General features: G+C 50.9%; 25 protein-coding genes. 17 read left to right on the top strand and 8 right to left on the bottom strand.

Features of this window, described 5'->3' with window-relative positions; all coding sequences use genetic code 11:
* Positions 1 to 190 precede the first annotated feature (190 nt).
* The 6 genes from BGK46_RS11525 to BGK46_RS11490 all read left to right on the top strand — a co-directional run bounded on the left by BGK46_RS11525 (position 191) and on the right by BGK46_RS11490 (position 4,341).
* On the top strand, positions 191 to 427 hold the full coding sequence (locus tag BGK46_RS11525) for a hypothetical protein (RefSeq protein WP_069589425.1): 237 nt from the start codon (positions 191 to 193) through the stop codon (positions 425 to 427).
* A gap of 99 nt (positions 428 to 526) precedes the next feature.
* A complete protein-coding gene (locus BGK46_RS11520; RefSeq protein WP_069589423.1) occupies positions 527 to 1,042 on the top strand; it encodes a GNAT family N-acetyltransferase in 516 nt (171 codons plus the stop codon).
* Between the two features lie 88 nt (positions 1,043 to 1,130).
* Entirely contained in the window at positions 1,131 to 1,592 is a 462-nt protein-coding gene (locus BGK46_RS11515; RefSeq protein ID WP_069589422.1) for a hypothetical protein, read from the top strand.
* 1,041 nt (positions 1,593 to 2,633) lie between these two features.
* Positions 2,634 to 3,050, top strand: coding sequence for a GNAT family N-acetyltransferase (locus BGK46_RS11505; RefSeq protein ID WP_244323574.1), 417 nt, complete (start codon positions 2,634 to 2,636; stop codon positions 3,048 to 3,050).
* A 221-nt stretch (positions 3,051 to 3,271) separates the two neighbouring features.
* Positions 3,272 to 3,649: a hypothetical protein gene (locus tag BGK46_RS11495; protein ID WP_069589419.1), complete on the top strand. Its 378-nt coding sequence runs from the start codon at positions 3,272 to 3,274 to the stop codon at positions 3,647 to 3,649.
* 170 nt (positions 3,650 to 3,819) lie between these two features.
* The gene (locus BGK46_RS11490; RefSeq protein WP_069589418.1) at positions 3,820 to 4,341 is read left to right on the top strand and encodes a GNAT family N-acetyltransferase; all 522 of its coding nucleotides are present in this window, start codon (positions 3,820 to 3,822) and stop codon (positions 4,339 to 4,341) included.
* Between the two features lie 109 nt (positions 4,342 to 4,450).
* Here BGK46_RS11490 and BGK46_RS11485 read toward each other — a convergent pair whose 3' ends face one another.
* Positions 4,451 to 6,082, bottom strand: a complete 1,632-nt coding sequence (locus BGK46_RS11485) for a glycoside hydrolase family 13 protein (protein ID WP_069589417.1) — start codon at positions 6,080 to 6,082, stop codon at positions 4,451 to 4,453.
* A 223-nt stretch (positions 6,083 to 6,305) separates the two neighbouring features.
* On the opposite strand from BGK46_RS11485, the gene BGK46_RS11480 reads away from it, so the two are divergent.
* From BGK46_RS11480 to BGK46_RS11460, 5 genes are all read left to right on the top strand, one after another.
* The gene (locus BGK46_RS11480) at positions 6,306 to 7,229 is read left to right on the top strand and encodes a LysR family transcriptional regulator (protein WP_069589416.1); all 924 of its coding nucleotides are present in this window, start codon (positions 6,306 to 6,308) and stop codon (positions 7,227 to 7,229) included.
* 221 nt (positions 7,230 to 7,450) lie between these two features.
* Positions 7,451 to 8,953, top strand: coding sequence for a glucose-6-phosphate dehydrogenase (gene zwf, locus BGK46_RS11475; RefSeq protein ID WP_069589414.1), 1,503 nt, complete (start codon positions 7,451 to 7,453; stop codon positions 8,951 to 8,953).
* A complete protein-coding gene (pgl, locus tag BGK46_RS11470) occupies positions 8,950 to 9,675 on the top strand; it encodes a 6-phosphogluconolactonase (RefSeq protein ID WP_069589413.1) in 726 nt (241 codons plus the stop codon). Before zwf ends, pgl begins: the two co-directional genes overlap by 4 nt.
* 11 nt (positions 9,676 to 9,686) lie before the next feature.
* A complete protein-coding gene (gene gnd, locus BGK46_RS11465) occupies positions 9,687 to 11,135 on the top strand; it encodes a decarboxylating NADP(+)-dependent phosphogluconate dehydrogenase (protein WP_069589412.1) in 1,449 nt (482 codons plus the stop codon).
* Between the two features lie 127 nt (positions 11,136 to 11,262).
* Positions 11,263 to 11,544, top strand: a complete 282-nt coding sequence (locus tag BGK46_RS11460) for a DUF134 domain-containing protein (RefSeq protein ID WP_021023566.1) — start codon at positions 11,263 to 11,265, stop codon at positions 11,542 to 11,544.
* Positions 11,545 to 11,575: 31 nt separating this feature from the next.
* Here BGK46_RS11460 and BGK46_RS11455 read toward each other — a convergent pair whose 3' ends face one another.
* Both BGK46_RS11455 and vapB read right to left on the bottom strand, forming a co-directional pair.
* Positions 11,576 to 11,968: a hypothetical protein gene (locus BGK46_RS11455; RefSeq protein WP_217492737.1), complete on the bottom strand. Its 393-nt coding sequence runs from the start codon at positions 11,966 to 11,968 to the stop codon at positions 11,576 to 11,578.
* Between the two features lie 24 nt (positions 11,969 to 11,992).
* Positions 11,993 to 12,226 carry a type II toxin-antitoxin system VapB family antitoxin gene (gene vapB / locus BGK46_RS11450; RefSeq protein ID WP_069363032.1) on the bottom strand — a complete coding sequence of 78 codons (234 nt, stop codon included), beginning with the start codon at positions 12,224 to 12,226 and terminating at the stop codon, positions 11,993 to 11,995.
* A gap of 169 nt (positions 12,227 to 12,395) precedes the next feature.
* Between vapB and BGK46_RS11445 the strand changes: the two genes are divergently transcribed.
* Positions 12,396 to 12,905: a NifB/NifX family molybdenum-iron cluster-binding protein gene (locus BGK46_RS11445; RefSeq protein ID WP_069589411.1), complete on the top strand. Its 510-nt coding sequence runs from the start codon at positions 12,396 to 12,398 to the stop codon at positions 12,903 to 12,905.
* Positions 12,898 to 13,317 (top strand): PaaI family thioesterase, encoded by a 420-nt coding sequence (locus BGK46_RS11440; RefSeq protein WP_084781421.1) that lies wholly within the window; start codon positions 12,898 to 12,900, stop codon positions 13,315 to 13,317. The genes BGK46_RS11445 and BGK46_RS11440 overlap by 8 nt, the downstream gene beginning before the upstream one ends.
* Here BGK46_RS11440 and BGK46_RS11435 read toward each other — a convergent pair.
* Genes BGK46_RS11435 through BGK46_RS11425 form a run of 3 tightly spaced genes read right to left on the bottom strand, consistent with a single transcriptional unit; the run spans position 13,310 to position 18,104 of the window.
* The gene (locus BGK46_RS11435) at positions 13,310 to 14,281 is read right to left on the bottom strand and encodes an L-threonylcarbamoyladenylate synthase (protein WP_139130769.1); all 972 of its coding nucleotides are present in this window, start codon (positions 14,279 to 14,281) and stop codon (positions 13,310 to 13,312) included. The genes BGK46_RS11440 and BGK46_RS11435 overlap by 8 nt on opposite strands.
* A gap of 8 nt (positions 14,282 to 14,289) precedes the next feature.
* Positions 14,290 to 16,737, bottom strand: coding sequence for a DUF2309 domain-containing protein (locus BGK46_RS11430; protein WP_069589409.1), 2,448 nt, complete (start codon positions 16,735 to 16,737; stop codon positions 14,290 to 14,292).
* Positions 16,737 to 18,104, bottom strand: a complete 1,368-nt coding sequence (locus BGK46_RS11425) for an NADH-quinone oxidoreductase subunit L (RefSeq protein ID WP_069589408.1) — start codon at positions 18,102 to 18,104, stop codon at positions 16,737 to 16,739. The genes BGK46_RS11430 and BGK46_RS11425 overlap by 1 nt, the downstream gene beginning before the upstream one ends.
* A 99-nt stretch (positions 18,105 to 18,203) precedes the next feature.
* Between BGK46_RS11425 and BGK46_RS11420 the strand changes: the two genes are divergently transcribed.
* Positions 18,204 to 19,136, top strand: coding sequence for a LysR family transcriptional regulator (locus tag BGK46_RS11420; RefSeq protein ID WP_069589407.1), 933 nt, complete (start codon positions 18,204 to 18,206; stop codon positions 19,134 to 19,136).
* On the opposite strand, the gene BGK46_RS17185 is transcribed toward BGK46_RS11420, so the two are convergent.
* Positions 19,072 to 19,233: a DUF2256 domain-containing protein gene (locus tag BGK46_RS17185; protein ID WP_077640842.1), complete on the bottom strand. Its 162-nt coding sequence runs from the start codon at positions 19,231 to 19,233 to the stop codon at positions 19,072 to 19,074. The genes BGK46_RS11420 and BGK46_RS17185 overlap by 65 nt on opposite strands.
* A complete protein-coding gene (locus BGK46_RS11415) occupies positions 19,223 to 20,779 on the bottom strand; it encodes an FAD-binding domain-containing protein (RefSeq protein ID WP_069589406.1) in 1,557 nt (518 codons plus the stop codon). The genes BGK46_RS17185 and BGK46_RS11415 overlap by 11 nt, the downstream gene beginning before the upstream one ends.
* A gap of 239 nt (positions 20,780 to 21,018) precedes the next feature.
* Between BGK46_RS11415 and BGK46_RS11410 the strand changes: the two genes are divergently transcribed.
* The 3 genes from BGK46_RS11410 to fhuB are packed head-to-tail and all read left to right on the top strand — an operon-like array spanning position 21,019 to position 24,622.
* Entirely contained in the window at positions 21,019 to 21,798 is a 780-nt protein-coding gene (locus BGK46_RS11410) for an ABC transporter ATP-binding protein (protein ID WP_069589404.1), read from the top strand.
* Complete coding sequence (locus tag BGK46_RS11405; protein WP_084781419.1) at positions 21,795 to 22,658, top strand: iron-siderophore ABC transporter substrate-binding protein; 864 nt, start codon at positions 21,795 to 21,797, stop codon at positions 22,656 to 22,658. Before BGK46_RS11410 ends, BGK46_RS11405 begins: the two co-directional genes overlap by 4 nt.
* A complete protein-coding gene (gene fhuB, locus BGK46_RS11400; protein ID WP_069589401.1) occupies positions 22,655 to 24,622 on the top strand; it encodes a Fe(3+)-hydroxamate ABC transporter permease FhuB in 1,968 nt (655 codons plus the stop codon). The genes BGK46_RS11405 and fhuB overlap by 4 nt, the downstream gene beginning before the upstream one ends.
* The last annotated feature ends 90 nt before the right edge of the window (positions 24,623 to 24,712 follow it).

Below are 24,712 nucleotides of genomic sequence, written 5' to 3'. Positions count from 1 at the left end.
GATTTGATCAACAACGCCGATTTGAACCAGTTTTATTGAGCAGGCATCGACGATCTGAGTAAGCCAGCCTATAAATCAAGTTAAAAAGACGACGGAATATATTCACTAAGCTTAAAAATGAACGTGGCTGGATGGAGCGATGAGACGCATCGAAAAGTGAATAAAGGTGCAGAAGTGTTGAGGAATCAGAATGAATAGTATGTTTTGTGAGAAATGTGGACAAGAAACTGAGCATAAAGAAATCATAAAGCAAAAGCCTTCCAAATATGGGAAAAGTAAAAAAGAACAGTTTAAGGCTTTTCTCGACGGTTTCTTTGGTGGTGTTGCTAGTCCTATTGGTGCATCGTTGGACTTAATCGATCGATATGAAGTTTGTACAAGATGCGGGCATAAAACCTTAAAAAATCAGGGTGACGAATTTCAATAGTAACCTTTAAGTTTAAATCTATTTGGACAATTAAATTTCATTAAGAAATCATGTGCTTTGACCTTTTATAAGGCTCGTTTCATTTTTTAAGGAGGAATAGTGCAAAAAATTTTTGAAAGTGACAGGTTAATATTGAGGCCGTTTTCTCTCAATGATGCGGAACGTGTCGCCGAACTGGTTGGGGAAAAGAAAGTATCGGAAATGACCGCAAATATCCCCCATCCATATAATATTTCTGATGCCGAAAGTTGGATACGAACCCACGAGTCGTTGTTTTTAAGTGGTCAAGGTGTGGTTTATGCCATCACGTTAAAAACCACGCTGGAACTGATTGGGGCGGTGAGCTTTCCAAAATTGGAGGAGGGTACTGGCCTGCTTGGTTATTGGTTGGGTATCCCTTACTGGGGAAAAGGTTATGCCACAGAAGCATCACGTTGTTTAATAGAATCTGCTAAAAAACACTATGGATTGAAGCGCTTAAAAGTGACACATCTAGTTGGAAATTCGCGCTCAAGGTCTGTGATTAAAAAATTGGGTATCACATACATAGGTAGGGAATCGAATCGTATACAAGGACAGGAAAGAGAAGTTTGTGTATATGCTTCTGAAGTGTGATTAATAACTATGAAGTGTATATTGTTACCATCTATTGCTAAGCATTGGATGGGTTATAATTATATCACTTATATTAATAAGGATGTTTATGGCAAAGCCAAATAGTGAAGAAATCTCTCCCTTTAACCGATACTTCGCAATTGAAAGCAACAATGAATTTTGGTCGTTATCGGAGTCAGACCTGAGCCAAGAAGAGAAGAAAAAGCTTTTAAATGTTGCATTTTCCTCTCTGTATCATTGGTCAGAAGTAGGAACCCAAGAGAATATTGAACTTGCCAATTTAGCAATAGCAAGAGCACTTTGTATCAATGATTCTCCTCTGTGTATTCAATTTGCGAAAACGGCATTTTCCTACTTTGACGGACAAGGTGCGAATTGGATTCAAGCATTCACGAATGCGGTATTAAGTCATTCACTATTGATCACAGGAGAACGAGCCCAAGCTATAGAGTTTTATGAAAAATCACTTAGTTATCAGTTAAAGCTCTCTGAGGGTGACAACAAGGTTTTCGACGCTACCTTTAAAACCATCCCGGACCCAAGGGAATAATAGCATTGACGACAAATATTTTAAGATGGATTACATCGGGAAGTATTTGTCGTTTTTCCTTTTTATGTGGCTACAATTAAATGGATAACCGTGTATGAAAAGAGTTGTCATAATAGGTAACTCAGGGGCTGGGAAGAGTTGGCTATCAGCTCGGCTGTCAGCCAAGGTTGGTGCTAGAGACGTTAACCTAGACACTTTTTATTGGGAGCCAGGTGGATATAGCAATAAACGGCCAACAAAATTTATTGATGACGATTTAAAACAATTATCATCAGAGGATTCTTGGGTTGTCGAAGGTGTTTTTTTGGTGCGCTCGTTGAAGAGTTACTTGAGTTTGCTGATACATTGATTTTTATTGATATAGACTGGACCAAATGCGAAGAATCGTTACGTTTAAGAGGTCAAAATGTTAGCGAAGAAACGAATGCTGAGTTAGCGAAAAACAACTTTCAAGCGTTAATCCAATGGGCCTCCGAGTATTATTCTAGAAAATCAAAGAGCTCACACAGCTATCATCGCCAATTATTCGAAAAATTTGTTGGTGTAAAATTTCATTTTACGCGAAGGGAAGATGTCACTTCTTTCCTTGATACTTTTTAATACATAGGGAACTTTAGTCAATAATCAGGCCATGTCATGGATAAACATATTGTCGCGTTAGGCGGTGGGGGTTGGATGATGGGAGAACAGCAAAGCGAATTAGATCAATATGCGCTCAGGTTAACTGGGAAAAGCGACCCGAAAGTTTGCTATATTCCCACTGGCGATTGTTCAATTTATCGAGAAAATTGAAGGTGGGATTACTAATGTTGAGGTACGTGCTTTCCGCGAAGCGACACTAGGGGCGGGAGCGCGACACGTTTTCTTTGCTGAATCGAGCACGCCAATCAGTAAATCTCAGCTATTGAATTTCAACTTTAAGCAGATAGAGCAACCATGAGTCCCATTCGTGATTGCAAAGAGGCGTGACCACAGCTGCTTGGTATGATGAAAGAAGTGAGTGATGACGTGTGCTTGATCGAAAAGGCGAATGAGTGTGACATGCATGAACTCGTACGGCTGCAAATACGCGCATTTGCACCTGACCGCGCGCTTTGTGGCTCGGGACCGCCTGGTTACGATAGTTATGATCATCAACGATACGCCGCAAGCTGTTACCAATATTATGTGATTAAGCAAAACAGTCAGCGAGTGGGCGGGTTTTACTTTTTATATCAATCCGGCATCCTCCAGTTGATAAGGCTGTTTATTGCCCCAGATTATCAAGGACGAGGGATGGGTCAGATGGTACTCGAATTTCTTAAGGCACACGTACTGCCGGGAGAAGTGATTGAACTAGAAACTCCCACGTTCAGTGTCGGCGCGCAGCGGTTTTACGAGAAACAGGGTTTTCAAAGAATCAAACGGATTCAGTATGGGGCGAGTGACGCGTATTTGTATCGATTGATGGTGACCTAACAGCTTATGACTATTCAGCAGTCCTAAGTGATATGTCATGACAATGTATTTTTTTATAGGCAAATCTTGCTTGTTGTTGCTCTTGGGTCTTAACTTGAGATGACCAGTACTTAGCGGTTGGCGTATAGGGCGTTAGGGATACGCCTATAAGTGCTTTGATCGTGTCAATTGCCAGAATACTAGGCATATCGATGAAGATTAAAGATTTATAGGAGATAAACATGTCAAGTCCAGCCAATGTAACTATCAAGAACTTTACCCAACAGTCGATCACCACCCAAGTGACGCGTGACTCGTGGGTAGAAGAAGATGGCGCTTCCATCAATAACCAAGTAATACCTGAGGGGCACGAGCGAACCTTTAAAGTCATTGCAAAAACCGGACACCATGGCGAACTCGATATTGACCTTATCGGTGGTAACTCAGGTCAAAGTCTCGGTGTTTTCTACATCAAGAGCATTAAAGATCCACAAGAAGGCGAGAAAAGCCTTGCTGTTGAACCAGCGAAGGAAACGGTTGTAATGTCGGCAATGGGATACCGACATACGCCGGGAGATGAAGATTTACGCCGTATCGATCTGGTTATCATCGAGCGCTAATCGAGGTTGTTACGAAATGGCGGCTTTTACTTTACGTAGAAGCCGCCATTTTTATTGTGTGAATCAAAGCACATTTCCCCGTGACCTATGAGCCAACATGATTGGAACCATATTAATATATCGACTTGATTAATAATTGAATAAATGGATTTATTATCAATAGCTTAAACATGGAAATTCTCCCAGAAATCGAAGTGTCGAACGCGCAGCATGAGGCTATTCAAGCCCTTAGAAACAAGGCATTTCCTGACCATCAAGTTGCCCGTTCTTACTATAAGCAGCTTCTCCACATGCGGGCATTACAATACCAAGATAATCAACTGATTGGTTATATGGGGTTGGATTATAGGGCAGTGAATGTCGGTGGCGACGTATACAAAGTATTAGGGGTGAGTGATTTTTGCATCGACAGCGCTTGGCAGAGAAAAGGGATTGGCTCGAGTATGCTGGCGCAACTGGCTGACTATGCCAGAGATAAGGACGTTGATTTCATTATTCTTATCTCTGAGGTGCACGATTTTTATGTGGCTAATGGCTTTCAGCTTGTCGAGTCACATGCCTCTTGGCTACGCATCCATGAACATACAAATTATGGCGTTGCGGTCGAATATGTCGATGAATTGTATGTAAAACCGATGAAAGACAAATCATGGCCTGTAGGCCATATGGATTGGCTCGGGTATATGTATTAATGGCTTCGGTAGACGTCGTTTATGGCGTGTAAGAGGGGTGAGTCGCCTTTGGCTGGGCGCCTGCAGCTATCTGCAGGCGCGTGATGATATCGGCAACTAAACGCCCTTGCTACTGCATCACCGCAAACGACTCGTAAGGGGCTAGTTTGTAGGTGGTGCTTAACTGTTTGACCGGATCCATATTGTAGCTAAGGCAGGTTAAGGCCTTATCGAGCCAGTGTGTGGGGAGGGTGATGGTTTGTTTTTCCTCACTAAAGTTGCTGACTACCAAAATGCGGTGGGTATCGTCGAAGCGCTCGTAAGCCATCACATTAGGGTGTGATTCTTCCACAGGCGCAAACTGGCCGTGTACGATCACTGGGTATTGCTTGCGGAGCTTGATCAGTTCACGGTAGTGATAAAGTACAGAGCCGCTATTTTCAGTGGCCCGTGCCACATTGATGGTGGTGTAGTTAGGATTAACCGGTAACCATGGTGTTCCTTGGGTAAAGCCTGCCTGCGGTGCGTTCTCCCATTGCATTGGGGTACGGGCGTTATCGCGACTGTTTTGGTAGACCGCCTCCATCATGGTGTCTGGATCAACGCCTTCTGCAACACGCAAGTCGTAAAAATTGCGGGTTTCGATGTCTTGATAATCGTCGATAGACGGGAAGGCGACATTGGTCATCGCAATCTCTTCCCCTTGGTAGATATAGGGCGTGCCTTTCATCAAGTGTAAGGTTGTGGCGAGCATTTTTGCCGAGCGGGTTCGGTATTGGCCGTCGTGACCAAATTTGGATACGGCGCGCGGCAAATCGTGGTTGTTCCAAAATAGTGAGTTCCAACCGCTATCGGCCAGCTCTTGTTGCCATTTGAACAGTACCTGTTTGAGGGCGGCGACATCCAGCGGTACGGGCTGCCATTTATCGCCATCTTTCCAGGTAGCGGTAATATGTTCAAATTGGAACACCATGGAGAGTTCATTGCGTTCCGGTGCGCTATAAAGTTTGGCGATCTCCGGCGTTGCGCCCCATGTTTCGCCGACGGTGAGCAAGTCTTTGTCGCCAAACGTGGCTCGATTCATTGCCTGTAGCAGAGGGTGAAGGCGCGGCCCGTTGCCGGTAATGCCTTTGTCGATTTCCTTACCAATTAAATCAATCACATCGAGGCGGAATCCGCCAATGCCTTTGTCGATCCACCAGTTCATCATTTTATGCACGGCGTCATGGACGGCGGGGTTTTCCCAATTGAGATCGGGCTGACGTTTGGAGAACAAGTGAAAGTAATATTGCTCGGTGTTTGGCTCCCATTGCCATGCACTGCCACCAAAAATTGAGCCTTGATCATCGGGTGCGCTGCCATCGGGTTTGGCATCGCGCCAAATGTAAAAGTCGCGATAGGGACTTTTTTTGTCTTGAAGCGCAGCTTGGAACCAAGGGTGTTCGTCGGAGGTGTGATTGACGACCAAATCCATCACGATTTTGATGCCGAGCGCGCCGGCTTTATCAATCAAGCGCGTCATGTCTTCCATGGTGCCAAATTCAGGCGCGATCGCGCAGTAATCGGAAATGTCGTAGCCATTGTCATCCATCGGCGATTGATACACCGGTGATAGCCATAACACATTGACGCCGAGCCAATGTAAGTAATCGAGTTTCTCGATAATTCCATTAAGATCGCCAATGCCATCACCATTGGTGTCGTAAAAACTGCGAGGGTAGATTTGATAAACAACGGCATCATGCCACCAAGCGTTCTGCATACCGATTACCTCTTATCGACAATAAAAATCCTCAAAGCCTCAGCTTGAGATGTGGCAAACAGCCTAGCGCGCGATCGATGCCAAGAAAAATAGGCGTGACGCTTATTGATATAACCTATTGGCTATAGATAAGATGCCAATAGATTAAAAATCTGCGGTATCATTGAATCGTGTATCCCTATTAGGCTATAAAGTAAGCCGCTAAATTGTGAGTGAGTGCGGTATGGATGTAGAAAAAGTTGCTGGCTACTTTATTGCAGTGGTTGAGGCAGGTGGTATTAAAGCGGCCGCGTTACAGTTAGGGATCAGCCAACCTTCCTTGACGGCACAGATCCAAAAGCTTGAGCAACGTCTCGCATGTCAGCTATTGGTGCGCCATCCTCGTGGCGTCAGTATGACCCCCGCGGGAGAGCTTTATTATCAGCATGCCACCGCACAGCATGCTGCGCGACAACGGCTTCATGCCCAGCTTCATGCTTTGCAAGCGCGTGAAGCGGGACAAATAAAGCTTGGCACTGGGGAGGCGTGGTGGCCTTTGTTTGTTAAACCGGCAGTACTTGATTATCAAGCTGAGCGCCAGTGTGCGGTCCACATCGAATTTGGTAATCGCTTGGCACTGATGGCATCGCTGCTCAGTGGCGATGTGGATGTGTTTATCGGTCATGAAATTGACGATCTGGTTGCGAGCCAGCAAGTGCGCTTTATGCCCTTGTTTCAGGACGCGGAAAGCTACTATGTGGCTGATAACCATCCGCTACTCGCAGACACATCGACCCGCATCGATCCTCAGCGTTTAAATGATTGGCCTCTGATGCGTGTCACGCCTGATCATGCCCGGCATGCGCATTTGCTTGCTAACCCGATTACGCCTGTCACCTGTGCGCATACCGTGGTGTTTGATGTCGATGCACTGAGCGCCAGTATCGATCTATTGCACGACACGCAAGCAGTGATGCCTTATACCAGCAAAGCCCACACATACCTTGCCAGTCAGGGCGTGAGCGTGCTGACAACCCAGCCCAACAAAACGGGTAACGTCGGTTTATATACCCTGCGTAATGCGCGGCATGAGAAAGTCGAGGCACTGATCCAACAGCTGTGTGACGCTGCTCAGCAGATGGACACTCGACCATGTCATACCAGTTAGGGTAAAGCTTATTGAGTAAGAAAGTGCTAGACTAGACCGCCTTTGTAGCACACTGGCTGGGAATGCTGAGTTCTCAATGTAGGGATGAACAAGGAACAGCCGCCAGATTCAGTGGTTACAACGATGGCATCAATAGGTAGCGCCAATTACCAATTTGGCCATAGCGCTGCTAATTTGTGGCGCAAATCACATGCAGTACCTTTATTATCAAAGGAAAGATGATGGTAATTCCAGAAAACAGCAGCATTGTTATTTTTGGTGCATCTGGCGATCTGACCTTCCGTAAGCTGATCCCAGCCCTGTATCATTTGTATGCGAACAAACAGCTGCCTGCGTCTTTCGCAATTCTAGGCGCAAGCCGCACCTTCTACAGTGACGAGTCATTTCGCGACAAGTTGCGTCACTCTATGCAGGAGCTAGAGAAGACCGATCCTGCTACACTCGACGCCTTTATGGCGCATGTGCACTATCAGTCATTTAATATCTCGGATACTCACGAATACCACCACCTAACCGAGCGGTTAGATGCGTTGGCCGCTCAGTATGGCTTCACCCAGCGGAACACGCTGTTTTATCTTGCCACGCCACCAAAGCTTTACAATTCGATTCCTGCCAGCTTGGCTGAACATGGTCTCAATGACGAGAGCACCGGATGGAAACGCTTGGTGGTCGAAAAGCCATTTGGTTATGACTTAGCCTCCGCGCGCCAGCTCGACAAAGACATTCACGCCCACTTTGCCGAACATCAGATTTACCGCATTGATCATTACCTAGGCAAAGAAACAGTACAAAACCTGCTGGTTTTCCGTTTCTCCAACGCGATGTTTGAACCGCTTTGGAACCGTAACTTTATCGATTATGTAGAGATCACCGGTGCGGAGCATCTGGGTGTAGAAGGCCGCGGTGGCTACTACGACCAATCAGGTGCAGTGCGCGATATGTTCCAAAATCACTTGCTGCAAGTGCTTGCACTTGTAGCGATGGAGCCGCCGGCACAAATCAATGCTGACGCCATGCGTGATGAGGTGTTTAAAGCACTGCAATCACTCGAACCACTGTCTGATGATGATCTGACCAATAACTTGGTGCTCGGTCAGTATACGGAATCATTAGTGGGTGGGAACGCGTTACCGGGTTATCGCAATGAGCCGGGGGTTGCGGAAGACTCGCGCACTGAGACTTATGTTGGCCTGAAGATGTTTATCAACAACTGGCGTTGGAATGGGGTGCCTTTTTATGTGCGCACCGGTAAACGCTTGCCAACCCGCGTGACCGAAGTGGTGATCCATTTTAAACAGACTCCGCACCCTGTGTTCGGCAAAAATGCCCCTGAGAACCGTTTGGTGATCCGTATTCAGCCCGACGAAGGCATTCAAATGAGCTTTGGCCTTAAAGAGCCGGGCGCCGGCTTTAATGCGAAAGCCGTGAACATGGACTTCCATTACGCATCACTGGAAGAAACCCAGATGCTGACCGCGTACGAGCGCTTGTTGCTGGATGCCCTTAAAGGCGATGCCACCTTGTTTGCGCGCAGTGATGCGGTAGAAGCTTGTTGGCAGTTTGTTGAGCCTATTCTGCAGTACAAAGAAAATGACAAAGCCTTGTTTGGCTATGCCTGCGGAACATGGGGACCGAAAGAAGCGGATCAGTTGCTTGAGCGTGATGGCCATGCTTGGCGCTTTCCCTGCAAAAACCTGACTGACACGGAATACTGCGAATTATGATAAATGCCCGAGTTTTTGATGATGCCGACGCGGTGGTCAATCATTTAGCGGACACGATGCAAGCACTCAGTGAGCAAGATCGTGCTGTACACATTTCGCTTTCTGGCGGCAGCACGCCCAAAATGCTGTTTAAGCGTTTAGCCAGTGACGACTATGCCAATGCGATTCAGTGGCAAAACCTGCATTTTTGGTGGGGCGATGAGCGCTGTGTAGCACCGGATGATACCGAGAGTAACTTTGGTGAAGCCAATAAGCTGCTGTTTAGCCACATTCGCATTCCGGAAGAGAACATTCACCGTATTCGTGGTGAAGATGACCCGGACATGGAAGCGGCGCGCTTTAGTGCGGAAATGCAAGCCTTGATCCCAAGCGAAAACGGCACACCTGTGTTTGATTGGATCTTGCTGGGCGTCGGTGGCGATGGCCATACGGCCTCGCTGTTCCCGCACGATCCTCAGTATGACAATACCGCGCTCGCGCTGGTGGCTTCGCATCCTGAATCGGGTCAAAAGCGTGTATCAAAAACCGCCCGTGTGCTGCGTGCGGCGAAGAAAATCAGTTATCTGGTGTTGGGTGAAGGCAAACAAGCGATCGTGCATGAGATCGCCACACACGAGCCTACCCAACTGCCATACCCTGCCGCCAATATCCGCAGTGCCAAAGGCACTACGGAATGGGTACTCGATGCCGCGGCAGCAAAAAAATTACCAGAACAGAATTAATGGAGAGCACGATGAAAGGTGATATCGGCGTAATTGGTTTGGCAGTCATGGGCCAAAACCTGATCCTTAACATGAACGACAACGGCTTTAAGGTGGTGGCGCATAACCGTACCGCGGCCAAAGTGGATGAGTTTCTAGAAGGCCCAGCGAAGGGCACCAACATTGTTGGCGCATACTCGTTAGAAGAGCTGGTTGAGAAGCTCGAAAAGCCGCGCAAAGTGATGCTGATGGTTCGCGCAGGTGCCGTCGTGGATACCTTTATCGACAAACTGACGCCACTGCTTGACGAAGGCGACATCATTATCGATGGCGGTAACACCAACTACCCAGATACCAACCGTCGCGTGGCAGCACTGCGTGAAAAAGGCATTCACTTTATCGGTGCCGGTGTGTCTGGCGGTGAAGAGGGTGCCCGCTTTGGACCGTCTATCATGCCGGGTGGCTCTGAAGAAGCGTGGCCAGCTGTTAAACCTATCTTCCAAGGCATCGCCGCGAAAACCGACGCTGGTGAGCCATGCTGTGATTGGGTTGGACGTGATGGTGCCGGTCACTTTGTGAAAATGGTGCACAACGGTATCGAGTATGGCGACATGCAGCTGATCACCGAAGCGTACCAGTTCATGAAAGACGGCCTTGGCATGAGCCATGACGAGATGCAGCAGGTGTTTACCGACTGGAACAAAACCGAGCTAGATAGCTACTTAATTGAAATCACCGCAGACATTTTGGGCTATAAAGACCAAGACGGTGAGCCATTGGTTGAGAAAATTCTCGACACCGCGGGCCAAAAAGGCACCGGCAAATGGACTGGCATCAACGCGCTGGATCTTGGCATTCCGCTGACCCTGATTTCTGAGTCGGTCTTCTCACGTTGCTTGTCGGCACTTAAAGATCAGCGTGTCGCGGCAGAGAAGCTGTTTGAAAAACACATCCAGCCGGTTGAAGGCGATAAAGCCGAGTGGGTTGATGCGCTGCGTCAAGCGCTGCTGGCGTCAAAAATTATCTCTTACGCGCAAGGCTTTATGCTGATGCGTGAAGCGTCTAATGAGAATGGCTGGGATCTGAACTACGGTAACGTCGCATTGATGTGGCGCGGTGGCTGTATTATCCGCTCAGCCTTCTTGGGTAATATCCGCGATGCGTTTGATAAAGATCCTAACTTGGCCTTCTTGGGCTCAGATGCGTACTTTAAAGGGATCTTGGATAACTGCTTGGCGGCATGGCGTAAAGTGGCGGCGAAATCGATGGAAACCGGTATCCCAATGCCATGTACCACATCCGCGCTGACCTTCTTGGATGGCTACACCACGGCACGTCTGCCTGCGAACCTGCTGCAAGCTCAGCGTGACTATTTTGGTGCGCACACCTATGAGCGCCTTGATCAGCCTCGTGGTGAATTCTTCCACACCAACTGGACAGGCACCGGCGGTAACACCGCGTCTACTACGTACGACGTGTAACGTACGGCGTATAACGTGGCAGTCTAAGTCACTGTCCATAGCAATAAATAGAAAAGGGATGCGCTGGCATCCCTTTTTGTTGGCATAAGCAAAAAACTCACTTAGCATAGGCAAAAAAGGAGACCCTATGCCGCGTCCTAAAATGCCCCGCCGTATTTGCGGGAAACCGCATACCAACTGTTTTAAACCCAACGCCATTCCACTTAGTGAGCTAGAGACGGTGACCATAGGTTTGGATGAGTTCGAAGCCATGCGCCTAGTTGATCATCAAGGGATGCAGCAACTGCAAGCGGCGGAAGTCATGGGCGTATCTCGTCAAACGTTAGCCAACCTAGTTAAACGCGCCCGCGCCAAAACCACCGCCTGCCTCGTAGAAGGCAAAGCACTGGTGTTTGAGTCAGAAGAGTAATTCGACATGAGCCGTCGTTACGTCAGTACTATTAAGCCCAATCTTCAAGTTTCAGTCCTTCAACACGCTGAAACTCCCTCGTATTGTTTGTGACTAGCACACAACCAGTCGCAATGGCGTGCCCGGCAATCGCGGTGTCGTTTCCGCCAATAGGGGTGCCTTTGCCTTTATTCATTAGGTTGCGCTTAACTGCAGTTGTCGCGTCAACGGCGGCTTTATCCCAAGGTAAAATCTCATCGATTCGCTGAAGAAAAGCATCAACAAGCACGGCATGTTTTGGTGATGCTTTTTTCCTAACAACCCGTATTGCATTTCTTGATAGGTAATGGCTGAGATAACAATGCGATGTTGATTGCCGACAACAGTGTGAAGCTTTTTCAACACCGCTTTGGGTTGCTCTCTCATAATGAATGAACAAATACATGTATCAAGCATGTATTTGATTTTATTAGTCAAAGTTGAACCGCCCCTCATCTTTGATCAGTTCCTCGCGATGGGTCATGAAATCACTATCAGCCTTTTCGAGCTCGCCAAATGAGAGCCAACTTGGTCGAGCTGGGCGTAAGGTGATGACATCCCCCTCTTTATGAATTTCAAGCTCATTAACACCGTCAAACTCAAAATCCTTTGGCAAGCGTACCGCTTGGTTCTTGCCATTTTTAAAAATGGATATTGTTCTCATAGGGTCCTCGGTCGGCAGGCGTGTGCTTAATCTCTTTTTAGTCTAATTTTTGTGCAGCATATGTCAAGCATATGCAATATTCTTTATCGCTTTTAGTCTAATTTATTGCATATGCCATAAATGAGGCGTATTTTTGGCATATGCTATTTTAATGAAGAGAGAACGGAAGATGACAATTGCTATTGCGATGACCCAAGACCGCCCGGCGGGGCATTTTATGAAGGCCGAACACTTTGCGCTGTTTGACGACGATGGCCAAGCACTCGCTCAATTCGCCAACCCACGTGTAACGGAGGGTTGTGGTGCCAAAAACGCCTTGATAGCGATGCTGAAAGCCAATCAAGTAACACGTGTGGTGACTCGTCATATTGGTGAGCATGCGTTAGCGGGATTACTTGATGCTGGCTTACATGTGTATCAGTTAACCAATGGTCGCTTAAATCCCACCCAGTGGCTGTCGCCTGCGTACTGGCAACCGCTTACGGATGCCAGTCAAGGACGACCTGCGTTGCAGCGAATGAAGCAGCAATCCCAGCCACCGAAAGGAGCGTGTCGTGCTGATCGAATGTGCGGGTGTGGTTCTAAACGCAGTGGGTTAGGTTCTGCGCATCGCGGATGTGGCAGGAGGCAAGGTAAAGACGGTCGCGATAGTGGACAGGGTTGCGGTTGCCATGACTGAATTACGTGTGATGCCGCCACGGTCGCATCATCAGTGTGTGGCTTGCAGTGACAATGGGCTGTTTAATCTTAGATTTTACCAAGACGATGAAACTGCAGTGAGCGCAGAAGTATGGTTAGAAAGCGCTTGGCAAGGGTATCAAGATCAGCTGCACGGTGGGGTGATTGCCACGCTTTTAGATGCAGCATTCACCCATTGTACCTTCTTATTTGCTCCGCAAAGTGTGACAGCGTCACTTAATATTCGCTATCACCATCCAGTGCCCATTGCGGTTGAGGCTGAGATTCGTGCTTGGTGTGTGAAAGCGAAACACGGAATGAGTCAGTTGGAGGCAACGCTTACCGTTGCAGACACTGTGTGTGCCAGCGCAACGGCAAGCTTTATGCGAATGCGTGCGTCAAAAACTAGCTAACGGCGCGGCGCAGGCGATCATGCACGGCTAGCCATGCTTCGCCATGAGGGGGCTGGGCGAGCCAGATTTCGTCGACGCCCAGTTGGTCGGCTTGGGCGAGTTGGTGATATAACGCTTGCCCATAGCGTGCGGCGTCATCCGGCATGGCAATGCAGACCAGATCATCCCGTGTCGGGGCTTCGCCAAAGTGAAGCAAAGCCGCGCGTTTTTCAGGCTGGGGCGCAGGGAGATCAGACAAGTCCGCAGCCACCATCTGCAACCGGGTGTTGGGTTGGTAATGGCTTCCCACATTGCCGGGCACCACGGTGTCGTGCTGCTCGGGGGCGTCGACCGTTTCACCCAGCACGGCGCTCAGCTCGCTGGCGGTGATTGGACCGGCGCGAAGTACGCGGAATGGACGCTTGGTAAGATCGACAATGGTCGACTCCAGCCCATGTTGGCAAGGGCCGCCATCAATCACTGCGGCTATTTTTCCGCCTAAACCATGCATCACCTGCTCTGCCGTGGTGGGGCTGAGCTTTTTATACGGGTTCGCAGACGGGGCGGCAACGGCAAGTTGGTGAGTGGTAAGCAGGTCCAACAACACAGGTTGCGCGGGCACGCGAAGCCCAATGGTATCTAATCCACCCGTGACTACCGGTGAAACATGCTCGGCTCGTGGCAGCAGCAGCGTCATCGGCCCAGGCCAAAAGGCATTAGCCAGCTTATATGCTTCATCCGGGATCTGCGTTGCCCACTCGGTGATCGATGCGACGTCACCGAGATGAACAATCAAAGGATGATTGGCGGGTCGCCCTTTGGCGGTAAAAATGCCCGCGACGGCGTCTGGATTGCTGGCATCCGCTGCCAAACCGTACACGGTTTCTGTGGGCACCGCGACTTGTTCGCCGGCTTTCAGTAGCTCGGCGGCTTGTGTTAGGTCCGTTGAACACTGCGCTGAGAGAAGTTGCGTTTTCAACGACATGCTCCGTTTTATGTTGCTACGTTCAGGTGATACCACTGACCCGAGCGATCGCGTTGCCATACTGCACCCTGCGCATCAATTTGCATCAAGTACAGCCAGCCGTGATTCGCCAGCGCGGCTATATCGTCATGGCGTGCAAGTATACTATCAATTGCCTCCCGAGGGGCAGCGATAAATACGCTTAATCGCACTGGCTGGTGGCGATATCGACGACCATCGTGCACGGATTGATGCGATAAGCCAATTCGTAAGTCGCCACCATTCCCTTCAAACACCCCAATGTGGCCACCCACGATGTTGTGGAGCAGTTTGTTTCCGCTGCCGAATTTTTCCGGTGCGGTGACGGAAGCAAAGTACTGCAGATTGATCCAATTGGTCACCACCATGGGCGCGGTGAGGATGGTTTCAAGCTGACTAAAGTCACGGTCTTTATGCATGTCGTAGTCGTGTAAAAAGCTGCGACCTTGCAAATTAATCTGTCGAGACAGGGTGCGCGGGCCCACGATTAACGCGGCGTTGTCACACAGTCCCCACTCAGGACGCATTTGTGCCCAGTCTTTGGCCCGTGTAGCAAAGAATCGTTTGAGTTTAGATGGCTGGGTTGGTGTTTGATCAAACTGGTTGGCGCGGGTTGCACGTGCTTGTTCGCTCGCAGCGGCCAGCCAAGTTTGCCACTCGGCATGCTCGGGGGCGTGAAAGACATCCAGTGCGTCGGTGGTGGTGTTGTGCATGGCGGCATAAAAACGGGTACTGGCGGGAATCGTCACGCCTTGCTGTGCCATGGCATCACGTACGTCGGCATCGTTAAGAAGCTGTGCAAGTACGCGGACATTTACCTCGCCGGTTTGTCCACCGCAAGCACCACAGTCAAGCCCTGCTGCATGAGGGTTGTTACAGGTTTCACTGCCGTGACCCACCAACAAGACGGCATCGGCCAGTTGGTCTGCAATGCCCATTGCTCGCAAGATACCAGCGCCTAGCTCTGCCTTTTCTGCTGCGCTTAACGGCGTATTGTCACGGGTGAGCGCCCAATCACTGTCAGTATGGCTGAGTCGATTTAGCGGGTTTTCGGTGCCAGAAATGCGTAATGCGCGTTTTAATAGGCTCACTAGCTTCAGCATGCCACCGGCTTCGACCATCCCTAAATTGGCGGCAGGCGCATCGAGACTGCGCTGCCAGCCGAGCTTGGTCATTCGTAACCAGCGTTCGGGGGTAGCATGGGTTTGTGAGGCGGTGACCGCCGGTGCCAGTAAGCCGGGCAGTTGTGGGCGGTGAATATGGCTATCGGTGGGCTGATAAGCGATCGGCAAGCCAAAAAAGCCGGCAAAGCCAAGGGTTTGAATTCGTTCGGATTGCGATTCTAATGCGCGGCGCATCGGTTCAGAACGCACATCGATACAAAACACAGCTTGCAACGTGGGTGAGGTGGCGAGGGTGTCGACACTGGCCTGCGCGGACAAGGCGTGTGCCCAAGGGCGCTGCTGACTAATTTCTAGCGCTTGTTGCCAAATCCACAGTGGCGCGAGCTGTTGTTGTGCTTGGTGATACCAATGACGCACATTCACCGCTTGATGGTGCATGGACTGACGAATGCTTGTCCACGCTGTTTCACGGTGTTTAGCAAGCCAACGTGCCAGCACTGTATCCCAAGCAAGTAAAATCGCGAATAGGCCCATGCCATGTTCTTGCTGTTCACTGTCACTGAGCTCTTGCTGCCAATCTAACCAAGCCTGCCAGCTTGCCCAACCTGATAAACCATGCATCAGCGCGTGGCAATAGGCCAAGTTACCGTCTTGGTCGTGAAGGATCGGTTGCCAAAAGGTGGCCGCTTCAGCGATCAGTGCATCCATTTGGGTGGGCAGAGCGGCGAAATCGGCGAGCAAATCCACGCCTGTGAGGGTTTTAATGCCTTTATCTTGGCTCACCACATCCAACCAGCATTGATAAAGGTGCTCACCGCCTTGGCCTTGGGCATCAAAGCGTTGTGGGTATTGGTGATAAAGCGCGAGAAACTGGCTCACTTGCTGCTGGATTTCTTGCTGCCACGATAAGCCTTCTTGTGCTTCTCGAGTGCGGTCACACAACTCAGCCAATGGCTTCCAACGCGGGAGGTCACTGCTATGACTACGCAGCGCACGCAGACAATCACTGACCGTCAGTGCGCTGCCAGAGGTTGAGATGGCCTCGGCAAGATGTGCCTCACTAATAGGCGATTGCCAATGCGACAGATAGTACGCCGACGGCATTAGCGGACAGTGGCCACTTAACACCGCTTGTTCGGCAAAGACTTGCTCAATGGGGGTAAAGCGTTGCGTCCACCATGGGTTCACTGCAATCATTTGATCCAACGGCCAGCTTGGCGCAATCGCTGCGACTGCTTGCTGGGTGGCATCGCGAAAATCGCTCACATTGAGGGGCTCTGGGTGTACAGATACGTTGGGCGTTTTCGCAATCATTAACGCGTCTCCTTATGCGGTTGCCATTGGGTCGTTTGTAGTTGGATTAAAGAAGCACTCGGCCACCATTTGAGTGTTAGGCGCGTCGCCCACTCATCAAGGTAAGCCCCGGCGTTCAGCCAAATAAACAGGCGGTTGACCCACGCTTTGTGAGGCCAGTACTGGACCGCCAATGACAGAGCAAATAGCGCGATAAACAGCACCAGCGCAAAGGCATCGGCAAATAAATAGGTGGCATTTCCGCCCGCGACAAACACAATCAAGCTATGTTTAATGGCGGCGTAGAGCCCAAGCAGGCCAAGGGCAAACATGCTACTGAGCAGCACGCGTGTCGGGCGAGCAGCGCCTGGGCGGGTAAAGGCCGGTAATAGCAGCATGGTCATCGCCATCCACAGCAACCAACCGGCGGCCAAACTATTTAAAATACCAACACTTAGATGTACGGCGACAATCAAACCGGCGGCGGTGGCCATCGCGGCAAGCCAATGGCAGCGACGCGGAACTGAGGCGTCAGCCAGTTGGGTGGCGAGCCAATGATTCACGCCATTGCCGCTGTTGAGGAAAGAAAACGCCTTGTAGAAAGAGTGCGCCAGCAAGTGCAGCAGTGCCAACTCGTAAAGCCCTAGGGCGATTTCGACTAACATCAAACCCATTTGTGCGACGGTCGACCACGCCAGTTTTACCTTAATGCTCACGCGTGTCAGGCTCACCAGTCCCGCCACCAGCGTACTGATGCCTGCGATAACCAGCAGGGCAAGGCTGGCACTGGGGCTTGCCGCGAGCACTGGCGCGAATAGCATCAATAAGATCCCGCCAAGATTCACAATACCGGCGTGCAATAAGGCAGAGACAGGCGTTGGCGCTTCCACCACTTGAATCAACCAGCCGTGCAAGGGCAGTTGAGCGCACTTGATAATCGCCACGCCCACCAACATAAAGGCGGCGATGCTTACAGTCAGCGTGTGAGGCTGCTGGCTGACTTGAAACATCAATTGGTCAATCTGTGCGGTTTGGTAGTGGAAAAACAACAGTAAAAATGCGCCACCGAGTAGCAATTCGCTAAAGCGGGCGAGCAGCATTTTTTTGTGTGCCGCGAGTTGGGCGCGAGGCCGATGCGGATAGAAAAGAATTAACCGACCCAATGAGAGGCTAACTGCCACCCAAGCGAGCCAAAACAGCAACAGGTGATTACTGACTAAAACTAACAAGACTGCTGATAAGGTGAGCAGTAAGGATGAAAGAAAACGGTGTTTGTCGGCTTCGCCCGCAAACGCAGTGGCACTGTATCGCCATATAACACCGCCAAGAAGAGCAACCAGTGCGAGCAGCACCAGTTTGAGCGGAGTGACGAGAAATAGGGATAACATGACTTACCTCACAGCAATAGTTATGCGATACATTGTGAAAACTTACTACAGTTAAGTAAAATACATAATAAATCACTTTTCATTCTGTTTTAGAGAACGATGAGCCGACTCAACTACCATCATTTGTATTATTTCTGGCAGGTAGCGCGCCACGGCAACCTGACCCAGACCGCCCGTCAGCTGCATATTTCGCAGTCGGCGCTGTCGTCGCAAATCAAACAGCTTGAACAGGCGATGCAGGTGCAATTGTTTGAGCGGCAAGGTCGTACATTGACGTTGACCGAAAGTGGCTATCAAGCGATGAACTATGCCGAAGAGATATTCCGACAGGGGGAAGAGTTAGAGCAGTTGCTATCCAGCGGCGGGGCGCTGTCCAGTGCCACGATTCGCATTGGCACCTTATCGACCATGTCGCGGAACTTTATCGAGCAGTTTATTCAGCCACTGGTCAATCAACGGGAGTGCCGTTATGTGTTGCAGTCGATGGATCAAACCGGCTTGCTCCATGCGCTGTCTGATCACCAGTTAGATTTGGCGCTAACCAATATTGCGGTGCGGGGTACCAATAAACAGATTTGGCAGTATCAGCAATTGGCTCGCCAGCCGGTAGCTGTGATTGGTTGGCCGGGTAAAGCCTTATCGCCCACCTTAGACGCCAGCTACCAGCACCAAGCGTGGGTGTTACCTTATGGCGATAACCCGATTCGCTCGGGGTTTGATGCTATCTCGGCGCAGTATCAACTCAAGCCTTACATCATGGCAGAAGCCAATGATATGGCAATGCTGCGCCTATTAACCCGCGACAATGATGCGTTGGCGGTGATGCCTGAAGTGGTGGTTCGTGATGAACTAGATAGCGGTATGCTCACCCGCTACGCCTTACTGCCGAGTGTGTATGAGCCGTTTTATGCGGTATCGATTAAACGTCAGTGGGTACATCCGAAATTGAATTCGCTTTTAGATGCGTTCAGTGCGTCGCCGCTCGCGCATGGCGACGACCTTCGCGACGGCAACGGTCAGAGCAATACCTAACGTCGTCCCAACAGCGCGCCCACTTTTTACGCCACGTAAAGGGGCGTTCGCACGTCAAACATACCTTGGTGGGAAGGTGCGGCTTTTTATGCGCCATCTGGGTTGCCTCCAGGGGATTGAGTGGCAGGTAAACGTGATTTTTTAGTGCGCTTGTCTGCGCGCCGCGGGCTATTTGTTTGCTCCGGGCTGCTTGGACGCACATGGGTGGCGAGTATCCGTGCTTTTTCGATACGAACCGCGTCTTGTTGACGAAACGACCATAAAATATCACGCGCACGTTTGCCAGTTTGTTCGATATCGACAATGGGTCTCGGGTAGTCTTCACCAAGCACCACCCCGTACATCATCGCTTCCATGTCGGTCATTTGCCACGGGGTATGGATCAAACTGTCGGGCAAGGGAGAAAGCTCGGGCAACCATTCACGAATAAATGCCCCCTCGGGATCTTGCTCCTGCGATTGTTTCACTGGGTTATAAATGCGCAGGGTATTGGCGCCCGTCACGCCAGCCTGCATTTGAAATTGGGGGTAATGAATACCGGGCTCAAAATCGAGAAATAGCTGCGCCAAATGATGCACACCACGCCGCCAATCAATCAGTAGATGGTGAGTTAAAAAACTGACCAGCATCGCCCGCATACGAAAGTTGATATAGCCGGTGGCGTGCAGGCAACGCATACAGGCATCGACGAGCGGATAACCGGTATAGCCTTGTTGCCATGCGAGCAGATGCGCATCGTTCTGCGGACCGTTCGCGTACTCAAAATGTAAGTAGCCGCGATTAACGGGGCGATGCTCCATGTGGTGCTCGCTTTCAAATTTCTGCATAAAATGACAGTGCCAATGCAAACGCGACACCATAGCGACCAGCGCACGCCGCCAACCCTTTTTTTGCCAATGGAGGAGGGTGATTTGATACATCTCGCGCAAGCTGATGTTACCCCAAGCAAGATAGGGCGACAGTCGCGTACAGCTTTTGCGGCTGGCGAGCGGTTTAGAGATGTGGCGCTGATAAGTTTGCCCACGCTCGCGGAAAAAAGACTGCAAGGTTTTATACGCCCAACTCGGCCCGCCGGGCTGAAAGCGTGGCGCAGGAGAATCCCAATTGTGGTGATCGAGCGCGGGTAGCGTGAGTGATGTGTCTAGCCAGCGCGCTTGTTGCCAATCGGGGTCGGCAAGAGGGGCACGCATCACTTTTTGCCACTCTGCGTCCCAATCAACCCGACTTTTCGCGCCGCGGATCACCGCCCCAGTGGGAAATTCATGCCAAGGGATCTGATGGCTTGCTAGCCATTTCGCCACCGCTTTATCTCGAGAAAATGTCGCGTCGACGCCAATTTCTTGATGGCTGTACACCGCGCCAATTGCCCGTTGCTGGTGGATGGCGTCGAAAATGGCGAGTGCTTCACCTTGGCAAATAGTGACCTGCCCGTCAAACGGCGCCAGCTGCTGATTAAGATCGCAAAGCGATTGCCAGACAAATCGCCAATGGCGCTCGCTATGGTGCGGATCGTTAAGCAGCAATGGCTCAAACAGGTACAAAATCACTAAGGGACGCCCCGCGGCAATGGCAGCTTGTAAAGGGGCATGATCCCGCAGGCGTAAATCGCGTTTTAGCCACACAAGGCTGATGGGCGCGGACATAGGGCTCTCGACAGTCGTAACAACAAACTTTTATTCACCCTTGGCGATACGAGGCTGAATGACGCTTGGATCCCTAATAGTGACTTGGTTGAGGTCTAATTTCTCTCATTAACAAGCGCTAAGCGTACAAAGCGAAATCAAAATGGTTTGCATTTGCCTTTTAAGCATCGGAAAATTACCGCTCTCAGAGATAACGGGCAAGTGCCACGCGCTTGTGTTTGCAGAAGTAGGATCGGGATATGTTAGAGGCAAAGGACGTTGCGTTTGCCGTCAACGGAAAAGTGTTACTCGATAAGGTGAGCTTGTCGTTTACGCCGGGAAAAATCTGTGCGTTAGTCGGACACAATGGGTCGGGCAAGTCGACGTTGATAAAGCTGTTAGCGCAGCAACAGGCAACCAGCAGCGGGCAGATCGCATTAGACCAAAAACCCTTATCAAAATGGTCGGAAAAAGCCTTTGCGCGCGAGGTGGCGTATTTACCACAGCATTTACCGGCAACCGATAACTTAACTGGGTATGAGTTGGTCAGTTTTGGTCGCTATCCTTGGCATGGCTTGCTGGGGCGGTTGACCAAAGCCGATCACCAAGCGATCAACGAGGCAATGGCGCTCACTGGTACTCAGGGTTATGCCGAGCGCTTGGTCGATACCTTATCAGGCGGCGAGCGCCAACGGCTGTGGATTGCGATGCTGCTGGCACAGCAAACGCGTTATTTACTGCTCGATGAGCCGCTATCTGCACTGGATGTGGCCCACCAAGTTGAAGTGATGACCTTGGTGCGTAAACTTAGCCGAGAGCTGGATAAGTCCATCATTATTGTGGTGCACGACATTAATATGGCAGCGCGTTTTTGTGATGAGATTGTCGCGCTGCACAGCGGGCAAGTCCTGACTCAAGGTGCGGTTAGCGATGTGTTTCAAGAGTCGGCCCTCAAATCGATTTATGGCATTGAAATGCCGATTGCCGATCATACCGCCGGCTATGCGGTTGCTATGCCGGGGGAGTTATCGCCGGTATGATCAAGTCCTCTTTTTTGACGCTTGTGGTCTGGCTGACCGCGGCCATGATGTCAGCGAGCGTCAGCGCATCGCCTCGTATTCTTTCGCTGGATTGGACCCAAACTGAAACCTTGTTGGCCTTAGGGGTGACGCCCGTCGCGGTCGCGCAAAAGGCGGATTACAATTCGTGGGTGAAAGCCCCGCCCATTCCAGAAAAAACCGTCGATATTGGGCTTCGCACCCAGCCCAACATGGAGCGTTTGGCCGAGCTTCACCCCGATAAAATTCTGATCTCGCCCATTTTTAAGGCAATGAAGCCCAAGCTAAGCACCATTGCGCCGGTCAGCTCAATTCCTCTGTATGAAAGCGGCCTAAGCTGGGCGTCGCTCAAAACCGTGACGCGGCAAATTGCACGTGAGGCCAACCGTCCTGAGGCCGGTGAAACCCTGATTGCTAATGCGAAACAGCAGTTAGCGAGCTTGCGCGATACCATTCCCGTCGAACAGCCACCGCTTTTGATGATCCAGTTTCTGGATGCCAATCATGTGCGGGTGTTTGGGACGAACAGCTTGTATCACGCCGCTATCAGTGAATTGGGGCTCAGCAACGCGTGGCAAAATACCACCAACAGTTGGGGGTTTAGCATGGTCTCCACCCGCGAGCTGCTAGACCTTGATGCGCAACTAGTGATTGTGCGCCCACTCCCCGCGGGCGTCGAGCAAACTCTTCAGACCAATATGTTTTGGCAATATTTGGTTAAACGCACGGGGCATACGCCATTGATGATTGATCCGGTATGGAGCTTTGGGGCGATTCCATCGGCGTTACGCTTTGCCCGCCTTGTGACCGCGGCATTGATCGACCAAGGAGGGCAGGCATGAAACTGAACCTGTTATGGGTGCCCTTGGCGTTACTGGCGGCACTGTTAAGCCTCGCCTCTACTCAGTTGGAGCAGTGGAATGTGAATGCATCCATGCTCTGGCAGTCGCTTTGGTCGCTGGATGACAGTGCGTCGATTGGCGTTGTGATGCATTTAACCTGGTGGCCGCGCTTGGTCACCGCATTGCTGGCGGGGGCGTGTTTGGGGCTGGCCGGTACCTTGATGCAACAAGTGCTGCGAAACCCTTTGGCCTCGCCCTCGACGCTGGGGGTGGCGAATGGCGCTAGCTTGGCGCTGATGCTTGCGACACTTTATGCTCCTTGGCTACTGACTTGGTCGAGTGCGATGGTGGCGATGTCTGGCGGAGTGCTGACCATGCTGGTGGTCTTTGCGCTAGCATGGCGACGCGGCCTATCGCCCACCGTAGTGGTGATCGCGGGGTTGATTTTAAACCTTTACTGCGGCGCGCTCAGCACCGTGCTGCTGTTAATGAATCAAGAAGCGCTACACGGCATGATGGTGTGGGGCGCGGGCTCGATGGTGCAAACCGACTGGCACAGTGTGCAAGCCTTACTGCCGCGTATTGGATTGGCGGTCGTGTTGATCCTTGCCTTATTAAAGCCGCTTAACGTCTTGAGTCTTTCGGATGAAGGGGCGAAAAGCTTGGGCGTATCACTGGCGAAAATCCGTGTGATTGCTCTAGGGCTATCGGTGCTTCTGACCGCGTGGGTAGTTAGCTTGATTGGCGTGATTGGCTTTGTCGGTCTCGCCGCGCCCGCGATTGCGCGTTTATGTGGCGCACGTAAGCTTATCACCCGTTTGAGCTTGGCGATGATTTTAGGTGCCTTGATGTTGGCAGCCACCGATTTGGCTGTCCAACTGTTACCCGGCCGCCGTGCAATGATGGTGCCCACGGGGGCGGCGACGGCAGCGTTGGGAGCGCCTCTTCTTTTGTGGTTGTTACCACGGGTGTCACTGGGGAATCGTCAACGCCAACAAATGCATGCCGGGACGTCCGCACCACGTCAGGATTGGCCACTAGGCCGAACGTTGATGTTACTGGTGTTGGGGGTGGTGATTTTTGCCACTGTATCGCGTCAAAGTGAGGGCTGGCAGTGGCTGGCGCTCAGCGGCGATTGGTCCTTGTTGGAATGGCGCTTGCCACGCTTGCTGGCCGCGGCATTGGCGGGTGGTGTGCTTGCTGTTGCCGGTGCCGTGCTTCAGCGTTTGAGTGCTAACCCGATGGCGAGCCCTGAAGTGATGGGGATCAGTGCTGGTACGGCGCTGGGACTGATTGTCACCATTTTTGCGGGCATGGGCGCATCTATGCTGAGCTTATATATCGGCGGTCTAATCGGTGCGGGGGCGACCTTGGCGTTGATTGTGCTGCTTAATCGCAAAACCGGCTTCCAACCAGAAAAGGTGTTGCTCACTGGCGTCGCCATAGCCGCACTGATGCAAGCGGTACAAAGCTTCTTGATGGCAGGTGGCGATCCTCGCGCGTATCAAGTGCTCGCGTGGATTTCAGGTTCAACCTACTATGTGACTGACAGTACGGTGACCACACTGGCCTTGGTTGCTGCCGTGCTGGTGGCGCTAGGATTAATGTGCCAGCGTTGGCTCGATATTTTGCCGCTCGGTGGTGAAACGGCTCAATCGTTGGGGGTTAAGGTAGGGCGTGCCCGCATGCTGTTGCTGGCCCTCGTTGCGGTGATGACTGTCAGTGCCACCTTGGTGGTGGGGCCGCTCAGTTTTGTCGGGCTGATGGCCCCGCACATTGCGCGTAGCTGGGGGGCGAAAAATGCCCGGGCGCATATGGTCACCGCCGGGTTGATTGGCATGGGATTGATGCTGTTTGCCGATTGGCTCGGACGACAATGGTTGTATCCGCAAGAAATGCCGGCTGGGATCATTGCTTCGTTGATAGGGGGGCTATACCTCATGATCGTGCTACGTAAGCTATAGTTTTAACGCACGGTGATCGACAGGATCGCCTCATCCCTAGCTAAAGAGATGCAGTTTGCATCTCTTTTTGTTTGTTTGCCCAGCGAAGCT

The sequence above is a fragment of the Salinivibrio sp. SS2 genome (assembly GCF_001722075.1).
In the GTDB taxonomy this organism is placed as follows: domain Bacteria; phylum Pseudomonadota; class Gammaproteobacteria; order Enterobacterales; family Vibrionaceae; genus Salinivibrio; species Salinivibrio proteolyticus.
Note: the sequence above shows the minus strand (reverse complement) of the source record. Positions and strands in the feature narration are given on the sequence as shown.